This is a genomic window from Geomonas edaphica, assembly GCF_004917075.1.
GTDB lineage: Bacteria > Desulfobacterota > Desulfuromonadia > Geobacterales > Geobacteraceae > Geomonas > Geomonas edaphica.
On sequence record NZ_SSYB01000004.1, the window covers coordinates 84,091 to 102,344 of the forward strand.

The following is an 18,254-nucleotide window of genomic DNA, read 5'->3' on the forward strand; positions in this document are numbered from 1 at the left end:
AGAGGGTTGGCCGGGACGAGCGCAAAAGCGGATAGTTTGATATAGGGATTGACGGGGTTGCTGTTTTACGGTAAAAGGTTACCTCTGCAAAAACCGCCCAGCTGCTAAGTACAACAAAGCAGGGGCATCTTGATAGAATTGGGCCGGAGTAACTCAGTTGGTAGAGTAGCTGATTCGTAATCAGCAAGTCGGCGGTTCGAGTCCGCTCTTCGGCTCCATACAAACAAGGGGTTACAGCGCAAGCTGTAGCCCCTTTGCTTTTTGACCCATTATTCGGCCTACTTTGGTCCGACTAGTAGGGCTAAGCAGTAGCTCAAACCACAGGCAAGTCCTACCCGCAGCGGCGTCCTCCGTACACTCCAGCAGCTGCTTTTTACACTGTCCCTTGCATGCTCTTTAACGGCTCAACTGTTTGACCGGGGTTAGCAAACGTGCTAACCTTCCTCACCTATGAGCTACGTGATCGAATATTTCCACAAAAGGTCAAAGCCGAGATCGAAGCATGGCCGGTAGGCATTCTTGCCGACTTCGCAAAGATCGCTGAACTCCTTATGGAGTTCGGCCCCAGTCTACGCATGCCACACTCACGAGCGCTAGGGGACGGACTCTTTGAAATGCGCCCCCGTGGGCGGGAGGGGATCGGTCGCGCGTTCTACTGCTTCGTAATGGGCAACGCATCATAATACTGCATGCCTTCACTAAAAAAACACAGAGTACGCCTGACTCGGAACTGAAAACTGCACGAAAAAGACTGAAGGAGGTACAAGATGTCTGATCTGAAATACGAACCGGTTGTCCATGACCATAAAGGTCTGCTTGAGAAGGCAGGGAAGCGAAGAGGTTTCAACAAAGCATACGCGGAGTTGGATGAAGAATACGCTCTGGCAAAAGAGATGCTGGCGGCACGTGCGCGGGTCGGTCTTTCACAGGAAGCGGTTGCTGAAATCATGGGGACTACTAAAAGTGCAATTTCGCGACTCGAGGCAGCAGGAAAGCATACGCCTTCTCTGTCTACCCTAAAGAAATATGCCCATGCCGTGGGGTGTCATCTGGAAATACGCTTTGTCCCCGAGGGTTCGAGTAAACCTTAACTTCAGTATTGCCAACTGAGGATGGTGACTGGTGGACGTACAAAAATTGAAAGGCCCGCCGTTATGGCGGGCCTCACTTTTCTGCTTGATGGGTACCCTTTTCAAGGGTGTTGCCGGCGTTATGAACACCGGGAGGTTACAGCTTCAAGTTGTGAGATTCCTCTGCGGTGGAGTTTCTTTGATGCTGATTACCTCCTTTGTCCGAGATTCCTCTTTACTCTTGTTTTCTTTACTCTTGGCTAGCTAGCTGAGTCAAACATAACACCGCCGGGACCAAAGAAACAGTCTATTGAAATTTTTTTTTTACAGGTATACTGCTCAAGTTGCCCAGTCGGCCACCCTCCCCAGCGCTGCAACCCCTCCCTTGTGACAACACCACTACCTACTGATAGAGAGCCAACGCCTGTTGTCCGCGGCTGAGAGCACCCGGGCCGGAACTGGTGACTTGGACGCCGCCATTCATACGCATAGCCTGGTACTTGGTAACTTCATCACCTTCCTTCAACACCGCCACCGAGTTACCATTCTTCACGTTCCAGTCGATGGTCATCGTATCCAGGTAGGTATCGCCGCGGTAATGGTTCATCGTGTAGCGTACCGTGTCGCCGCTTTTGCTCGCATGCACCTTGAAGGTCTCGCCGTTTTCGCTGTACATGAAGTCCTTCTCGCCGGAAGCTACCGGGTTATGGCCGCTCCAGAACTCGATGGTGTTGAAGACCACGAAGTCGACCAGGGCCGAGACACCGTACACCGGGACGATGATGAAGACCCAGGTAACCAGACTGCGCAGGAACTTGTCGCCCACTTGGCCGTTCACCTGGTACACCTTCTTGGTTAGTGCCATTTTGCCGTAGCACCCCTGCAAGGACACCATCCCCATAACCATGGCGAGTATCGCCGCTGTAACTCTTTTCATACGTGTTCCTCCCTTTCGGATTGGATAGTACCACCGGAAACCGAACGCTCCCCGGGAATACATAGTATCAGCCAGCCACGCTCAGATCATTGCCATCAACATTTCCGGGCGGTGCTATGGCTGCAAGTGTCACAATAGGAAAGAGGCCTGCTGTCAGTTAGCTAGGCCTCTTTTGTCATACTCGATCCCCTCTTTACAGGGGTCATTCCGACGCTTTCGGCATCGGAGCTCTTAAGGCTGTGTGTAAGTTAGAATCCTCTTCAGCGGAGTTTACCTCGATACTGCTACCTCCTTTTCCGAGACATTCTGTTACAGCTAGCTAGCTGTGAGCACTATACCACCTGTCAAAAATTTTAAAAGAGTGCAATCGTATTTTTTACTACCCGCCTCGTGTACTACACCGGATCGGGGGCACTTCCATGCCGGCTGGACTTCAGTGGGGCCGATGCTAAACTGCGTGGGGTGCCGCCGGGACCTACCTCTTCTACGTGTGAAGAACCCGACGGCCAGCCTAACAGCGCTGCTTTGCTGCTGGAGGTACCCATGAAGACCACGATATTCTTCTCACTATTCATCATCCTCGTCCTGATCGCCGGTGCTGCTTACTATTTCGTCGACACTTCAGGACCCACCCTTGCCCTCTCGCGGCAACCCGGTCCCATCTCTGCAAAGGTGGATGTCGTCCTCAGGCTGCGCGACCGGTCGGGACTCAAATCCCTGAAGGTAGTCCTGTTACAGGGACAAAAGAGCTTCCCGGTTCTCGCGCATGAGTATCCCGCAGGGAAAACCGACGTATCGGAAAACTTCCGGTTCCCCGCACAGTCGGGACTCAAGGAAGGCCCCGTCAGGCTGCAGATAAGCGCCGTCGACCGCTCCATAATCCGCTTCGGTTCAGGCAACAGCACCGAAGAAACCCTCGACTTCGATTACCAGAACAAGCCTCCCGCAGTAACCGTGCTGAGCACGGCGCACAACGTATCGCGCGGCGGCTCGGGCCTTGTGGTGTACACGGTGAACCGGGAAGTGGTGAAGACCGGCATCATCTTCGCGGACCGCTTTTTCCCCGGATACCGGCAGCCCGGCGGTTTCTACGCCTGCCTCTTCGCTTTCCCAAGCGATCTGCCGCAGGAGCGCTTCATCCCGAAGGTGCTCGCCGTCGACCGGGCGGGGAACGAGCGTCTGACCGGGATCTATTTCCACGTCCTGGAGAAGTCCTTCCCGAGGGACCGCATCGAACTCACCGACTCCTTCCTGGAGAAGGTCTCCTCGGAGTTCAAGGACCGGTTTCCCAAGGCGGCCACCCCGCTCGAGGTGTTCCTCAAGGTGAACAGCGAGGTGAGAAGCGCCGACCGCAAGACGCTGTACCAGACCGGGCTCAAGACCTCGCCGACGCCGCTTTGGAGCGGTGACTTCATGCGCCTGCCCAACTCGGCCCCGCGCGGGACCTTCAGCCAGTTCCGCAGCTACTTCTACAAGGGCGCACAAGTGGACCAGCAGTATCACCTGGGGATCGACCTCGCCTCCCTGGCGCATGCGAAGGTTCCCGCCGCGAACAACGGGAAGGTGGTGTGGGCGGACGATCTCGGCATCTACGGGCAGTGCGTGATCATCGACCACGGCATGGGATTGCAGACTCTCTACGGACATCTAAGCCGGATCGGGGTGAAGGAGGGAGCCCAAGTGAACAAAGGGGACATCATCGGGGACACCGGCGACACCGGTCTTGCCGGCGGCGATCACCTTCATTTCGGCGTCGTGGTCTCCGGCCAGGAGGTGAACCCGATCGAGTGGTGGGATCCTTCCTGGATCAAGAACAACGTGACCGACAAGCTGGCCGACGCGAAAGAGGCGAGTGCGGTCAAGTAGCGGCGTCGCAAATGTGCGCAGGAGGTGGAAGATGCGGCAGTTGGTACTGGTTCGACACGGCGAGAGCGTCTGGAACAAGGAAAACCTCTTCACCGGCTGGACCGACGTGAACCTCTCGGAAAAGGGCGAGGAGGAGAGTCGCCGTGCCGGGCGACTCCTGAGGGAGAAGGGGTTCGTCTTCGATGTCGCCTTCACCTCGGTCCTAAAACGCGCGGTGCGGACGTTGTGGCTCATCCTGGATGAGATGGATCTGGTATGGATTCCGGAGCGGAAGGACTGGCGCCTGAACGAGCGGCACTACGGCGCGCTGCAGGGGCTGAACAAGGCGCAGACGGCGGAAAAGTACGGCGAGGAGCAGGTGAAGCTCTGGCGCAGAAGCTACCACGTGCGCCCGCCGGCGCTCCCCGAAGGGGACGAGCGTTACCCCGGGCGCGATCCACGCTACAGCGCGCTAGCAAAGCACCTGATCCCGAACACGGAGTGCCTGCAGGACACCGTCGAGCGGGTGCTCCCCTTCTGGCAGCAGGAAATCGCACCGGCACTCAGGGAAGGTCGGCGCGTCCTGGTGGTCGCCCACGGCAACAGCCTGCGCGGACTGATCAAGTACCTGGACCGGGTTTCGGACTCGGACATTGTAAATCTGGAGATCGCCACCGGCACGCCGCTCGTGTACGAATTGGACGACGACCTCAAGCCGCTGCGCCACTACTACGCGAGCGACTCGGGCGAACTCTCCTAGCGGAGCATTTCCACCTGCCCCGCGCCGTCGTCGGCCGGCTGGTCCTGCGCCGGGGGCTCACCCTGCGACGGCGCACTTTCCGGTTGGCCCGGCGCCCCGGGCTGCCCGCTTTGTGCAGGTTGGCCACCCTCTTTCGGATGCGTCGGGGGCATCCCCTCCCCGCCATGTTTCGTGCAGTAAACGGTCGGTTCGGTCCCCGCGATGAAATCCTCTTCCTTCGTGGTCGGGCACTCCGGCGTGGCCAGTTGCGCGGTGGTCGGGTCGATGGAGACCGTGATCACCCCTTCAGGCCTCGCGAAGTCGGCAGCCGGTTTACCCGCCGTCGCCACGCGCATGAACTTCTCCCAGATCGGGGCGGAAACCACCCCGCCCGTGAAGCCCCTTCCTCCCGGCTTCGGCTTGTCGTACCCCACCCAGACCCCGGTGATCAGCTGCGGGGTGTACCCCACGAACCACGCATCTCGGTAGTCGTCGGTGGTGCCGGTCTTGCCGGCGGCAGGACGCTGACGGCTGAAGTTCTTGAGCCCCTTGGCGGTGCCGTAGGTCAGCACGTCCTTCATCATCTCCGTGGTCACGTAAGCCGTCGCCGGCGAGAGCACCGGGGCGCTCCGCGTCGGGTTGTCGGTCCAGCTCTTGCGGTTTCTGTCGAACACCTTGACGATGGTGCGCCCCTCGGTCCGGATGCCGCCGTTGGCAAGGGGCGAATACGCCGAGACGAGATCATCCAGGGTGACCTCGTCCGTTCCAAGCGCCAGGGATAGGTCGTTCGGCGAACGCAGGGAAAGCCCCATGCGCCCAGCGAAGGTGACGAAGTTGTTCACCCCGACCGATTCGAGGAGCTTCACGGTGATCACGTTGTTGGAGTGGGCGAGCGCCGCCCGCAGCGGCATCTCCCCGAAACTCTTCTTCTCGTAGTTGTGCGGACGCCACACCTGGCCGTTCCCCTTATTGTAGGAAACCGGGGTGTCGTTCATGAGGCTTGCCGGGGTGTATCCCTGGTCGAGCGCCGCCGCGAAGATGAGCGGCTTGATGGCGGAGCCGGGCTGCCGCTTGGCGGCGAAGGCACGGTTGAAGCCCCCCTTCGCGTTGTCCACCCCGCCCACCGCGGCCAGGATGTCCCCGGTCTTCAGGTCCATGCAGATGAGCGCGCCCTGGAGCTTCAGGTTCACCTTCTTCACGCCGTCGCGCAGCGTCTGCTCCGCCTGCTTTTGCAGGTTAACGTCGAGGGCGGCGATGACGTCCAGCCCCCCCTGTTCCACCACGTGTGCCCCGTAACGCTCGACGAGCTGACGGCGTACGATCTCGAGATAGGCCAGGGCCTGTCCCGGCTTGATCACCGTTGCCGGATGCGCCTCGATGGCCCGTTTCTGCTGCGGGGTGATCATCTTGACCGCGACCATGCGGGAGAGGACGGTGCTGCGACGCGCACTCACCTTGGCAAGGTCGCCCAGCGGGTTGTAGCGTCCCGGGTTCTTCGGCACCCCGGCAAGAAGCGAGCACTCCGCCTCGGTCAGCTCCTCCGGGTTCTTGTCGAAGTACTGCCGCGCCGCCTGCGCGATTCCCCAGGCGCCGTTGCCGAAGTAGATCTCGTTGAAGTACATCTCGAGGATCTGGTCCTTGGTGTACTTCTTCTCGAAATCCATGGCGAGCTGGACTTCCTTCACTTTCCTGTCGATCGACTTTTCCCCGGTCAGGAACTTGTTCTTGATCAGCTGCTGCGTGATGGTGGAGCCGCCTTCGGCGAGCCTCCCCTTCACCACGTCCTTCACCAGGGCGCGGGCAATACCGCGAACATCGATGCCGCCATGCTCGTAGAAGCGGGCGTCCTCGGTGGCGACCAGCGCCTTGCGCAAAAAGAGCGGGATGCGGTCGATGGAGACCCAGTAGCGCTGTGTGGGGAGGATGCGCCCGACGTAACGATTTTGCACGTCGAAGACCCGGATGGAGCTGTAGCCGGTGGGGAGTTCCGGGTAGGTCGCGATGGACGCGTGCGCGGAGACGGCAAAGAAAAGCGCAAGGAAAAGGAGAAGGAGAACGGGAGAGAAGAGCTTCTTGATTGCTGCGTGCCGACGATAAAGCAAGGTTGCTACTCCTTTTAAGGAGGTTGACGCCGATGTGGTGCTTATGGTTTTCACCTGATCCCTTCCAGGTAGCGCGTCACCTGCGCCGCGAGCTCGGGCGAATCGAGCAGCACCGAGAGCTCCCGGTTTTTTGTGAGTGCCGCATGGGAGAGGTTGTGGCTTCCGATCAGGACGAAGCGGTCGTCGATTACCACCGCCTTCGCATGGGTGGTCCTCCTGCCGCGCGGGAAGAGAACCTGCACCCCCTTGCGCGTCAGGTACCCGGCGACGGCGCGGTTATCACGCGCCACCTCGTCGTCCCCTTCGAGGATCACCTTCACCTCCACCCCTCGCCTTTTCGCATCGGCGAGGTCAGCGGCGATGAACGCCGGGGCGTTCCCCCTGCGATCGGTGGCCTTGAAAAGGTAAAAGGCGCAGATGATGCGCCTCTTCGCCCCGCGTATCTTTTCCCTGAGAGTCCCCTGGTAGGAGGCATCGGCGAGGACGGTCGCCTCGGCCGGAGCGCAGAGGGCGGGTGCGGGATGCCCGTTCCAAAGAAGGACGGAAAAGACCAGCACCGCGCCCCTGCCCAGGGCCTTTCTCAACTGAAGATGTCCATGACCTTGGAGAAGAAGTTCTTGCCCATCGGATTGACGTCCTCGCCGCTGATCCGAGCCAACTCCTCCAGGAGTTCACGCTGCTGTTTGTTCAGGTTCGTCGGGGTCTCCACCTTGGCGATCACCATGTGGTCGCCGCGCCCGTAACCCTGCAGCGCCGGCACCCCTTTTCCGCGCATCCTGAAGATGGCGCCGGACTGGGTCCCTTCCGGGATCTTCATGTTGACCCTGCCGTCCAGGGTCGGCACCTCGATCTCGCAGCCAAGCGCCGCCTGGGTGAAGCTTATGGGTATCTCGCAGATAACGTCGTTGTCCTCGCGTCTGAAGATCGGGTGCTCGCGCACGCTGAGCGCGACGTAGAGGTCGCCGTTAGCGCCTCCCTTGGTCCCCTGCCCCCCTTCGCCGGTGAGCTTCAGGCGGATGCCGGTCTCCACACCTGCGGGTACCTTCACCGAGATGGTCTTCTTGTCGCGCACGGTCCCCGCGCCGCGGCAGCTCGAGCAGGGATGTTCGACCACGCGCCCCTCGCCGTTGCAGTGCGAGCAGGTTTTGGAAACGCTGAAAAAGCCCTGCTGGAAGCGCATCTGCCCGGCACCCTGGCAGGTGGGGCAGGTCTTCGGCTGGGTCCCCGGCTTGGCACCGGAGCCGCCGCACGCCTCGCAGCGCTTCGCGTAGGGGATGTCGATCTTCTTTTCGGCCCCGAAGGCCGCCTCCTCGAAGGTGACCTCCAGGTTGTACTGCAGGTCGTCGCCGCGCTTGCCGCGCGAGGCCTTCTGGCGTCCGCCGAACACCTCTCCGAAGATGTCCCCGAAGATGTCCCCGAAGGGGGAATTGCCGAACCCGTTGAAGCCGGAGTTGAAGCCGTTGCCACCCACCCCGGCATGGCCGAACTGGTCGTAACGGGCGCGTTTCTCCGCATCGGAGAGCACCTCGTAGGCCTCCGAGACCTCCTTGAACTTGTCCTCGGCGCTCTTGTCGCCTGGGTTCTTGTCCGGGTGGTATTTGATGGCCAGACGCCGGTACGCCTTCTTGATCTCGGTCTCGGAGGCGTTTTTGTTCACCTCGAGCAGTTCGTAGTAATCCTGTTTTTCACCGTTAGCCAAGCTAGTCCCTCGTAACACAAAGAGCAGCGTCCCCCATCCGGAAGACGCTGCCCGTTGCGCGGTTGTTATTTAACAAGGTGCCATCTTCTATCAAAGCGGCACCGGTTTGCAACCATTTCTTACTTCTTGTCGTCCTTCACTTCCTCGAAGTCGGCATCGACCACCTTCTCGCCTTTGGCGGCGCCAGCCTCCGGCTCGGCGTGGGCTTCGCCACCCTCGGCACCGGCGGACTGGGTCTTGGCGTAAACCGCCTCGGCAAGCTTGTGCGAGGCCTGCATGAGGCTGTCGCTCGCCTTCTTGATCTCGTCGAGATCGGTCCCCTCGAGCGCCTTCTTGAGGCCTGCAATCCCTTCCTCGATCTTCTGCTTCTCGGCGGCGTCGATCTTGTCGCCGAACTCATTGAGAGATTTCTCGGTGGAGTAGACCAGGTTGTCCCCCTGGTTCTTCGCCTCGATCAACTCGCGCTTTTTCTTGTCCTCGGCGGCATGCGCCTCGGCCTCGCGCACCATCTTCTCGACCTCCTCTTTGGAGAGGCCGGAGGAAGCGGTGATGCGGATGGACTGCTCCTTGCCGGTACCGAGGTCCTTAGCGGAGACGTGGACGATGCCGTTCGCGTCGATGTCGAAGGTAACCTCGATCTGGGGCACGCCGCGCGGAGCGGACGGGATCCCGGAGAGCTCGAAGTTCCCGAGGGTCTTGTTGTCGGAAGACATCTCGCGCTCGCCCTGCAGGACGTGAATGGAAACCGCCGGCTGGTTGTCCGCCGCGGTAGAGAAGACCTGGCTCTTCCTGCACGGGATGGTGGAGTTCTTGTCGATCAGCTTCGTCATCACGCCGCCCAGGGTCTCGATGCCGAGGGAGAGCGGGGTGACGTCGAGCAGGAGCACGTCCTTCACGTCGCCGCGCAGAACGCCGCCCTGGATGGCGGCGCCGATGGCGACCACCTCGTCCGGGTTGACGCCGCGGTTGGGAACCTTGCCGAAGATGTCCTGGACCTTCTTCTGCACGATCGGCATGCGGGTCATGCCGCCCACGAGGATGACCTCGTCGATGTCGGACGGCGAGAGACCGGCGTCCTTCAGCGCGGTGCGGCAGGGACCTTCGAGCTTGTTGATCAGCTCGGCGCAGATCGCCTCGAGCTTCGCACGGGTGAGCTTCATGGTCAGGTGTTTCGGACCGGAAGCATCGGCGGTGATGAAGGGGAGGTTGATGTCGGTCTCAAGCGAGGTGGAGAGTTCGCACTTCGCCTTCTCTCCCGCCTCTTTCAGCCTCTGCAGCGCCATCTTGTCGCCACGGAGGTCGATCCCCTGATCCTTCTTGAACTCGTCTGCGATGTGGTCGATGATCTTCTGGTCGAAGTCCTCGCCGCCGAGGAAGGTGTCACCGTTGGTGGACTTCACCTCGAAGACCCCTTCGCCGAGTTCCAGGATGGAGATATCGAAGGTACCGCCGCCCAGGTCGAATACGGCGATCTTCTCGTCCTTCTTCTTGTCGAGGCCGTAGGCAAGCGCCGCGGCGGTCGGCTCGTTGATGATGCGCAGGACGTTCAGGCCCGCGATCTTGCCGGCGTCCTTGGTGGCCTGACGCTGGGAGTCGTCGAAGTAAGCGGGGACGGTGATGACAGCGTCGGTGACGGTCTCGCCCAGGTAGTCCTCCGCGGTCTTCTTCATCTTCATGAGCACCATGGCGGAGATTTCCGGCGGCGAGTACTTCTGGCCGCGCACCTCAACCCAGGCATCCGCGTTGTCCGCTTTGACGATCTTGAACGGGGAGATGCCGATATCCTTCTTCACCGCTTCGGTATCGAACTTGCGCCCGATCAGGCGCTTGATGGCGTAAAGGGTGTTCTCGGGGTTGGTGACCGCCTGGCGCTTGGCCTGCTGGCCCACCAGCCGCTCGCCGCTTTCAGCGAAGGCGATCATGGACGGGGTGGTGCGGCTACCCTCTGCGTTCGCTATGACAACCGGCTCCCCACCTTCCATCACTGCCACGCAGGAGTTGGTGGTCCCGAGGTCGATTCCTATTACTCTACTCATGTGTTTGCCTCCTCATATGGTAACTGTCACTCAGCAAGCTAGTAATGCCCCCTTTAAAAAACAAGGGGACCGGTAAAAAAAAGTTCCGGGCCTGGATCCGGGCCCGTCCCGACCTTAAGCCTTTACGGCGACCGTCACCATCGCCGGGCGGAGCAGACGGTCGTTGATCATGTACCCCTTCTGGAACACGTTCACGATGGTGTTCGGCTCCTGGTCCGGGGCGGGGACCTGGGTCATCGCCTGGTGGTACTGCGGATCGAAGGGGGTGCCCTGCGGCGTTTCGATCGGGGTCACGCCGAACTTCTTCAGGGTGGAAAGGAGCATGGTGAGCGTGAGCCTAACCCCCTCGATGACGGGGTCCTCTTCGCTCGCGTGGTCGATGGCGCGCTCCAGGTTGTCCAGAGCCGGGAGCACCTCGAGTACGATCTGCTCGTTGCCGTACTTGAGGATCTCCTCTTTCTCCTTCTGCACCCTCTTCCGGTAGTTTTCAAGATCGGCCCGCTCACGCAGGTACCTGTCCCAGTTCGCTGCGGACTCCAGTCCTTTTGCGGCGAGTGCCTCTTCCAGTTCCTTGATACGATCCGCGTCGGAAAGCGGCTGCGTCAGTTCCACATTTTCCTCGGAATGGGCTTCCGCCTTCTTATCGTGCTGGTGCGCATCGTGTTTTTTCTTGTCCATCCCTGTAATCTCTCCTTTTCTCCCGCTACTCGCCTTCGAGCATGCGGCTAATCAGCTTTGCGGTGTAGTCCACGATCGGGATCACGCGTCCGTACCCCATGCGGGTCGGTCCGATGACCCCCAAAACGCCCACCGTGTCCTTACCGGTAAGATAGGTCGAAGTAACGAGGCTCATCCCTTCCATCTTCAAAAGCGGCGACTCCGCCCCGATGAAGATCTGCACCCCCTCGGCCAGCATCGAGCGGTCCAGGAGGTCGAGGAGCGTACTCTTCTTCTCGAAGGCGCGGAAGATCTCACGCATCTTGGCGGCATCGGCGAATTCGGGCTGTTCAAGGATGTTCGCCTGACCTTCGAGAAAGATCTCTGCGCTGTCGGTCCTGATGGTCTGCTCGGAAAGCGCGAGCGCCTTCTTCATCAGCGAGTCGTACTGCACCTTCTCGCTCTGCAGCTCGGCCAAAAGCCGCTCACGCACCTGCCCGATGGTGAGCCCCTGCAGCATCCCGTTCAGGTAGTTGGCCATGCGGACCAGGTCTTCCTGGGCGATCTCCTCGTCGATCTCCAGGAGCCGGTTCTGCACCGTCCCGTTCTGCGAGACCAGGATGGCCAGGATGCGGTGGCTCGAGAGCTTCACGAATTCCATCTGGTGGAAAACGTTGGCTGCCATGCGGGGGGCGATCACCACCCCCATGTAGCTCGAGGTGCTGGAGAGAAGGCGGCTTGCCTCCTTGAGCACCTCGGCCGGGTCCTTTCCGGCCATCCGGCAACGCCTGCGGATCTCGTCGCGCTTGCCGGCGGTCAGGTTCTGCCTCGCCTCGAGGATCGAGTTGACGTAGAGGCGGTAGGCTTTGTCCGTGGGAATGCGCCCAGCCGAGGTATGCGGCGAAGTCAAAAGCCCCATCTCCTCGAGATCGGACATGACGTTGCGCACCGTGGCCGGCGAAAGGGCGAGCGCGTGGCTGCGGGTGATGGTCCTGCTACCCACCGGCTCGGCCGTTTGTATATAGTCCTCGATGACTGCCTCGAGGATGCGTTTGCCGCGATCGGAAAGTTGTTCTTCCATGGCTTGTCCCTCAAAAGCGATTAGCACTCAAAAACTCAGAGTGCTAACGCGCTTCAAGTTAGCAACGCCCCTAAGGTTTGTCAAGGGTTCTCTAGCTGGGAAAAAGGGGATTTAGAGAAAGCGGGAGAAGATGCTGTTGGCTATGATCACGCTGCTGTCGGCAAGCCTTATGGTGTCGCCTTCGGCGACTAGAAGGCCGTCGCGCAAAAGCTCGTCCACCTGCGCCAGGCGGGGTGCCAGCAGCTCGGCATCGAAGGAGGCCTTGAGCGGGGCGAGACCGAGACCGGTCAGGACGCGCAAGCCCAGGAAGAAGCTCTCCGCCACAGCGTCGTCCGGCGCGAGTTCCAGCCGGTCGCGCTCCGGGAGCACCGAAGCGGAAACTTCTTCCCGGTAGGAAGCCGCATTCACCGCGTTACTCCAGCGCAGGCCTATCCCGTCGGGGTTCCAGAAGGAGTGGGCTCCGCTGCCGAAACCGAGGTAGCTCTGACGGCTCCAGTAGGAGAGGTTGTGGCGGGAAAAGAGTCCGGGACGTGCGAAGTTGGAGATCTCGTAGTGCAGGTAGCCAGCAGCCTTGAGCATCTCCGAGGTTGCCTCGAACATGCGCGCCGCCTCCTCCTCGCCTGGAAGAACGAGCGCCCCTTCGTCGTAGAGGCGCTCAAACGGAGTCCCCTCTTCCACCGAGAGGGCGTAGGCGGAGATGTGCTCGGGTGCGAGCTCGATGGCACGACAGAGGGCGGCGCGCCACTCCTCAAGCGTCTGCCCGGGGAGGGAGTGCATGAGGTCGATGCTCAGGTTATCGAACCCGGCACGGCGCGCCTCGTCGAAAGCGGAGATAGCCTGCTGGCGCGTGTGTACCCTGCCGAGCATTTGCAACAGGCGCTCGTCGAAGGATTGTATCCCCAGGGAGAGCCGGTTCACCCCCGCGGCGCGATACCCCGCAAGCCGTTCCGGGGTTATCGTACCCGGATTCGCCTCCAGGGTGACCTCGGCGTCGCCGGCAAGTCCGAAGCGCCGCGCCGCCCTATCGATGATGCGGCCGACCTGCTCCGGTGCCATGAGTGAGGGAGTGCCCCCGCCGAAGTAGAGGGTCGGGGCCTGTACCGCTTCCGGGAGCGCCGCATAACGCAGCTCCATCTCGCGCAGCAGAAACTCCACGTAACGCTCCGCATCCTCGCCTGATCCGGCGGCGGAATTAAAGTCGCAGTAGAGGCATTTTTTTAGGCAGAAGGGAAAATGAACGTACAGACCTGCTCGCATGTTTGGGCGCTCCTTGATACGCCAGCTAACTTTCTAGCAGAAGTGCCTTCTCCTTGTCACGGTAAAAGGGCCGCAACTCCACGAAACTGCTTGAAATACTTTAATGCTCGGATTACACTCCGCTTCGCCCAGGTCGCAGCCCCCCTCCCAGCCTCCCCCCGGAGGGGGGAGGCTGGGAGGGGGGAAGCATGACGCTGCGCGCCCCCTCCCTAACCCTCCCCCTCCGGGGGCGAGGACTAAGAAGCGGGAACCAGCATGACAGGAGGAAACTCATATGGATAAAAGCATCAAGGCCGCTGCGGTGCAGTTCAACATCGCGCTTGGCGATATCGAAACCAACGTCACCTATGCGACTGAGAAGCTGCGCCAGTTGGCCCGGGAAGGGGTGGAGCTCGCCGTTTTACCGGAGATGTGGAGCTGCGGCTTCGCCTACCGGGAGCTGAACAACCTGGCGCAACGCACCCCGGAGGTGCTCGAAAAGATACAGACTCTGAGCACGGAACTTTCCATGGTTATCGTCGGGAGCCTCCCGGAGCCACACGGCGACAAGGTCTTCAACACCTCTTATATAATGGACCGCGGCAGGCTCGCCGGGAGCTACCGCAAGATGCACCTCTTCGGCATGATGGGCGAGGACCGTCACCTGGACCGCGGCGACGCCGTCTGCCTCGTGGACACCAGTGTAGGCAAAATCGGCGCCATGATCTGCTATGACCTCCGTTTCCCGGAGCTCGCCCGTCGGCTCGCGGTGGACGGTGCCGAGATCATCGTGGTACCTGGCGAATGGCCCAAGCCGCGCGAGGAGCACTGGCGCACGCTGATCCGGGCACGCGCCATCGAAAACCAGCTCTTCGTCGTCGCCGCCAACACCTGCGGCATAGTCGGCAAGCTTGACTTCTTCGGGTCCTCTCTGGTGATCGGACCGAAGGGTGAAATCCTCGCCGAGGGAGGCTATGAAAACTGCGAACCGACCGCTATCCTCGACCCAGCCGAGGTGACGGCTTGGCGTCAGAGCATCAACTGCTTCCAGGACAGACGACCGGAGTGCTACTAAGCACACCCCCATCGGGCGAAAAGGCATGTAAGGACGAGACGAAAAGGACGGGTACGCCGCCACTTTGGCGGCCAAATTCGTCGAATTCTTCATTTCGTTCATCGAACCTACCACTTCGTTCATCGAACCTATCACTTCGTGCAACGAACCTATCATTTCGTTCAACGAATCGTCATTTCGTTCAACGAATCGTCACTTCGCGCAGCGAAACGTCACTTCGCCCAATGAAACGTCACTTCGTTCAATGAAACGTCACTTCGTTCAATGAAACGTCACTTCGTTCAACGAACCTTATTTTTTGCGAATCGAAGCTTAACTACGCGCGTCGAACCTACCATTTCGTGCGTCGTCCCGACCAGCCACTCGTGTTTCGAAACGTCAACTCTTGCCCTCCGGACCTGCACCCTCGTGCAGTAAATGGCTAGCGGCAGCGAGGCTGCAACGCGCCCGTCGAAGGGGAAACGGGTTTTGTCTCAGCTGAATCGATGACTTCAGGCGAAAGAAGAGGTGTATCGCCGGGGGGGGGGGCATGTCTTTCCTGTTGACTTCGCCGATGGTAAAGCATATTTTTTGCTGATTGATTTCAACCCAAACCGCGGAGGTTGCTACGTGGGCATGCTTGCTTCGACCGGCCTGGTCGTAAAACTGGTTCTTATGCTGTTGCTCTATTTCTCGGTCGTTTCCTGGGGCATCATCTTCTACAAGCTGCTTCAGGTGTACCGCGCCAACGGCGCCTCCGAGCGCTTCCTCGAATTCTTCTGGAAAGCCAAACGTTTCGACGCCATCAGCTCCCAGTTGGACCGCTTCGAGCATTCCCCTCTCACCGTCCTCTTCCAGGAAGGGTACGGCGAACTGAAAAGGCTGCAGGAAAAGGTAGAAGAAAAGGCCGATCCCAGCATCGTCAGCACCGACCTCGGCGGGGTGGACAACATCGCCCGCGCCCTGCGCCGCGCTACCACCTCCGAGATCACCAGACTCGAGAAGTACCTCACCTTCCTCGCCACCACCGGAGCCACCGCCCCGTTCGTCGGGCTCTTCGGCACCGTCTGGGGCATCATGACCGCCTTCGAGCAGATCGGCAAAAGCGGCTCCGCATCGCTCGCCGTCGTCGCACCGGGTATCGCCGAGGCGCTCATCGCCACCGCAATCGGCCTGGTAGCCGCCATCCCGGCCGTCATGGGCTACAACCATTTCCAGCACAAGATCAAGGTGCTCATCTCCGAGATGGACAGCTTCTCCACCGAGTTCCTCAACATCGTGCAGCGCAACTTCGGGAGATAAACCATGGAGTTCGGCAACAGGGAAAACGGCGATCGCGGCACCATGTCGCAGATAAACGTCACCCCGCTGGTCGACGTCATGCTGGTGCTCCTGATCATCTTCATGGTCACCGCACCGATGATGCAGCAGGGGGTCCAGGTCAACCTCCCCAAAGCGGAGACGAAGTCTCTCGCGCCCAAGGAGGACACCCTGGTGGTCTCAATCGAACAGTCGGGAAAGACCTTCATCAACTCCTCGGAAATCTCCCCTGACCTTCTGAAGGAGAAACTCACCACCATGCTGGCCGGCAGGGAGAAACGCGAGGTCTTCCTCAAGGCCGACCGTGCCGTTCCGTACGGGGACGTGGTCAAGGTGATGGCACATATCAAAGGAGCCGGGGTCGAACGCCTCGGCATGGTGACGGAGTCCCCGCAGCGGCAATGATAAACGCGTTAAGGCGCAACTACCCGGGACCGGGGGGGATGTTCGCAGTCTCCTTCATCTGCCACCTGGTCGTGTTCCTGGTCATCGCCTACTGGCACATCCTGCCCCAGTTCCATGAGGATGAAACCTCGGTCACGTACGTCGACATGGTTACCCTCCCGGTAGCCTCGCCGCAAAGCGGCACCCCTGCACCCTCCCAACAGGAGAGTAAAGCCCCTGCCGCGCCGACGCCGGCCCCTCCCGCACCGGCCGCTCCGGCCATGGCTCTGCCTACCAAGCCCGCCGCAAAAGCACCAACGGCAAAAGCCAAGGCGGAACAGCAGAAGGAGGCGGCCGAGGCCAAGGCTTTCAACGAGCGCATGGCGAGGATGGAACAGCAGGCGGAAGACCGGCGTCAGACCGCAGCGCTCGACGCACTGAAGAAAAAGGGGAGTGCCCGGACCGGGATGCCCGGCGGCAAAGGAACACAGGCAGGAAGCGACTATTCCTCGTACCTGCAGTCCCGCCTGAAAGACGCGCTAAAAGAGACCATGGCCATGCAGGCCAAGGCACCGCAGGTGATGGCGACCATCACAGTGTCGCCGGACGGATACATCGACTACCACGTGGAGAAACCATCAGGAGACCCGCTTTTCGACGACGCGGTGCGGCGCGCCGTGACGCTCGCAGGAAAGACGCTGGTCCCACCACCGAACGGCGCCTATTTCAAGCGGGTGTTCCGTTTCAGGCCTGAAGGGGTCGGTATAAAATGAGAACATTTTTCCTTCTGTTTTTCCTCCTCCTGGCGCCCCGGCTCTTCGCCGCCGAGGGGTACATCGACGTAACGGCTCCGGTCTCCGGAAAGCTGAAGCTCTTCATCGCCCCGACCACCGTGCTCTCCGGTCAGGCCCCGGCCGAAACGGCGAAGGAGCTCCCGGAGCTCTTCGGCTTCGACCTTGCCATCGCCGGTCCCTTCGATATCAGCGCTGACGCGACGAGCCCGCTGATATTGAAAAGCTCCGTAGGTGTGCAGGGCGAAACGGCCACCATCGAGTGCCGCCTGGTGGACCAGGTGCTGAACCGCGAGGTGGCGGCCAAGCGCTACACCGGCAGGGTCAAGGACCTGCGCCGCATGGGGCATGCCTTCTCCGACGAGGTGTTGCGCGCCTTGACCGGCCAGAAGGGCCCCTTCACCGGCAAAATAGCCTACGTATCCAAGGTCTCCGGCAACAAAGAGATCTACATCATGGACTACGACGGGCACAACGCTCAGCGGCTCTCCAACAACGGCTCGATCAACCTCTACCCCGACTTCGCCCCTTCCGGCAAGGAGGTCATCTACACCTCATATAAGAAGGGGAACCCGGACCTCTACCGTCGCGAGCTCTTCACCGGCCTCGAGGCGCGTGTCTCGTTCCGCAGCGGCCTGAACGCCATGGGGGTCTTCTCTCCAGACGGCAACAGGATCGCCCTCGTACTCTCCAAGGACGGCGACTCCGAGATCTACGTCATCGCGCGAGACGGAAAGGAACTTTCCCGACTGACGAAAAACCACGCCATCGACGTTTCCCCGGCCTGGTCGCCCGACGGCTCAAAGATCGCCTTCGTCTCCGACCGCCTCGGCAAACCCCAGATCTTCGTGATGGACTCTGACGGCGGCAACGTAAGACGCCTCACCACGAGCGGCTCATACAACGTGACACCGCGCTGGTCGCCCAAGGGAGACCGTATCGTCTACGCCCGCAAGGAAGGCGCTTTCCAGATCTACGCCATCAATCCGGACGGGACCCAGGACACCCAGCTCACCAGCACCGGGAGCAACGAGCACCCCCGATTCTCCCCGGACGGCCGCTTCATCGTCTTCAGTTCCACCCGGGACGGCGGCGAGGGACTCTACCTGATGCGCACCGACGGCAGCACTCAGACCAGGATCTCCCCTAATAAGGGACTGAACACCCATCCCACCTGGTCGGTGAACTGGTAGGATATGCTTCTTTGAATGTTCGTTGATTAACCGGTAAAAGATGGGTATACTTCTGACGTTTTTTCCAGGGCACGAGGCGGGCGCCTACGGCCATATTCCATATGAGTAAA

At 60.4% G+C, this 18,254-nt stretch carries 18 protein-coding genes and 1 tRNA gene; 11 read left to right on the forward strand and 8 right to left on the reverse strand.

Features of this window, described 5'->3' with window-relative positions:
• Positions 1 to 142 precede the first annotated feature (142 nt).
• The 4 genes from E8K79_RS11115 to E8K79_RS11125 all read left to right on the forward strand — a co-directional run bounded on the left by E8K79_RS11115 (position 143) and on the right by E8K79_RS11125 (position 1,091).
• Positions 143 to 218 (forward strand) — tRNA-Thr (locus tag E8K79_RS11115).
• A 333-nt stretch (positions 219 to 551) separates the two neighbouring features.
• A complete protein-coding gene (locus tag E8K79_RS21780) occupies positions 552 to 683 on the forward strand; it encodes a type II toxin-antitoxin system RelE/ParE family toxin (protein ID WP_281276096.1) in 132 nt (43 codons plus the stop codon).
• A 2-nt stretch (positions 684 to 685) separates the two neighbouring features.
• On the forward strand, positions 686 to 775 hold the full coding sequence (locus E8K79_RS21785; protein WP_281276098.1) for a type II toxin-antitoxin system RelE/ParE family toxin: 90 nt from the start codon (positions 686 to 688) through the stop codon (positions 773 to 775).
• The gene (locus tag E8K79_RS11125) at positions 768 to 1,091 is read left to right on the forward strand and encodes a helix-turn-helix domain-containing protein (RefSeq protein WP_136514814.1); all 324 of its coding nucleotides are present in this window, start codon (positions 768 to 770) and stop codon (positions 1,089 to 1,091) included. Before E8K79_RS21785 ends, E8K79_RS11125 begins: the two co-directional genes overlap by 8 nt.
• Positions 1,092 to 1,473: 382 nt before the next feature.
• Here the strand turns inward: E8K79_RS11125 and E8K79_RS11130 are convergent, their stop codons facing one another.
• A complete protein-coding gene (locus E8K79_RS11130; protein ID WP_136514815.1) occupies positions 1,474 to 2,007 on the reverse strand; it encodes a DUF3332 domain-containing protein in 534 nt (177 codons plus the stop codon).
• 543 nt (positions 2,008 to 2,550) lie between these two features.
• Here E8K79_RS11130 and E8K79_RS11135 point away from each other — a divergent pair.
• Both E8K79_RS11135 and gpmA read left to right on the forward strand, forming a co-directional pair.
• Entirely contained in the window at positions 2,551 to 3,873 is a 1,323-nt protein-coding gene (locus E8K79_RS11135; protein ID WP_136514816.1) for a M23 family metallopeptidase, read from the forward strand.
• A 31-nt stretch (positions 3,874 to 3,904) separates the two neighbouring features.
• Positions 3,905 to 4,612, forward strand: a complete 708-nt coding sequence (gene gpmA / locus E8K79_RS11140) for a 2,3-diphosphoglycerate-dependent phosphoglycerate mutase (RefSeq protein WP_136514817.1) — start codon at positions 3,905 to 3,907, stop codon at positions 4,610 to 4,612.
• On the opposite strand, the gene E8K79_RS11145 is transcribed toward gpmA, so the two are convergent.
• The 7 genes from E8K79_RS11145 to hemW form a co-directional block, all read right to left on the reverse strand.
• The gene (locus tag E8K79_RS11145; protein ID WP_136514818.1) at positions 4,609 to 6,693 is read right to left on the reverse strand and encodes a penicillin-binding protein 1A; all 2,085 of its coding nucleotides are present in this window, start codon (positions 6,691 to 6,693) and stop codon (positions 4,609 to 4,611) included. The genes gpmA and E8K79_RS11145 overlap by 4 nt on opposite strands.
• Before the next feature lie 50 nt (positions 6,694 to 6,743).
• Positions 6,744 to 7,277, reverse strand: a complete 534-nt coding sequence (locus E8K79_RS11150) for a phospholipase D-like domain-containing protein (protein WP_136514819.1) — start codon at positions 7,275 to 7,277, stop codon at positions 6,744 to 6,746.
• Positions 7,274 to 8,392: a molecular chaperone DnaJ gene (gene dnaJ / locus E8K79_RS11155; protein WP_136514820.1), complete on the reverse strand. Its 1,119-nt coding sequence runs from the start codon at positions 8,390 to 8,392 to the stop codon at positions 7,274 to 7,276. The genes E8K79_RS11150 and dnaJ overlap by 4 nt, the downstream gene beginning before the upstream one ends.
• A gap of 119 nt (positions 8,393 to 8,511) precedes the next feature.
• On the reverse strand, positions 8,512 to 10,428 hold the full coding sequence (gene dnaK / locus E8K79_RS11160) for a molecular chaperone DnaK (protein ID WP_135869464.1): 1,917 nt from the start codon (positions 10,426 to 10,428) through the stop codon (positions 8,512 to 8,514).
• Positions 10,429 to 10,542: 114 nt separating this feature from the next.
• Positions 10,543 to 11,106 carry a nucleotide exchange factor GrpE gene (grpE, locus tag E8K79_RS11165; RefSeq protein ID WP_136514821.1) on the reverse strand — a complete coding sequence of 188 codons (564 nt, stop codon included), beginning with the start codon at positions 11,104 to 11,106 and terminating at the stop codon, positions 10,543 to 10,545.
• A gap of 25 nt (positions 11,107 to 11,131) precedes the next feature.
• Positions 11,132 to 12,166: a heat-inducible transcriptional repressor HrcA gene (gene hrcA / locus E8K79_RS11170; RefSeq protein ID WP_135869462.1), complete on the reverse strand. Its 1,035-nt coding sequence runs from the start codon at positions 12,164 to 12,166 to the stop codon at positions 11,132 to 11,134.
• 111 nt (positions 12,167 to 12,277) lie between these two features.
• Positions 12,278 to 13,423, reverse strand: a complete 1,146-nt coding sequence (gene hemW, locus E8K79_RS11175) for a radical SAM family heme chaperone HemW (RefSeq protein ID WP_136514822.1) — start codon at positions 13,421 to 13,423, stop codon at positions 12,278 to 12,280.
• A 274-nt stretch (positions 13,424 to 13,697) separates the two neighbouring features.
• Here hemW and E8K79_RS11180 point away from each other — a divergent pair, with 274 nt between their 5' ends.
• The 5 genes from E8K79_RS11180 (at position 13,698) to tolB (ending at position 18,144) form a co-directional block, all read left to right on the forward strand.
• Positions 13,698 to 14,477: a carbon-nitrogen family hydrolase gene (locus E8K79_RS11180; RefSeq protein ID WP_136514823.1), complete on the forward strand. Its 780-nt coding sequence runs from the start codon at positions 13,698 to 13,700 to the stop codon at positions 14,475 to 14,477.
• A gap of 609 nt (positions 14,478 to 15,086) precedes the next feature.
• A complete protein-coding gene (gene tolQ, locus E8K79_RS11185; RefSeq protein WP_136514824.1) occupies positions 15,087 to 15,758 on the forward strand; it encodes a protein TolQ in 672 nt (223 codons plus the stop codon).
• 3 nt (positions 15,759 to 15,761) lie between these two features.
• Positions 15,762 to 16,181, forward strand: coding sequence for a protein TolR (gene tolR / locus E8K79_RS11190; RefSeq protein WP_136514825.1), 420 nt, complete (start codon positions 15,762 to 15,764; stop codon positions 16,179 to 16,181).
• On the forward strand, positions 16,178 to 16,933 hold the full coding sequence (locus E8K79_RS11195) for a TonB C-terminal domain-containing protein (RefSeq protein ID WP_136514826.1): 756 nt from the start codon (positions 16,178 to 16,180) through the stop codon (positions 16,931 to 16,933). Before tolR ends, E8K79_RS11195 begins: the two co-directional genes overlap by 4 nt.
• Positions 16,930 to 18,144, forward strand: a complete 1,215-nt coding sequence (gene tolB / locus E8K79_RS11200) for a Tol-Pal system beta propeller repeat protein TolB (RefSeq protein ID WP_136514827.1) — start codon at positions 16,930 to 16,932, stop codon at positions 18,142 to 18,144. The genes E8K79_RS11195 and tolB overlap by 4 nt, the downstream gene beginning before the upstream one ends.
• Positions 18,145 to 18,254: the final 110 nt, after the last annotated feature.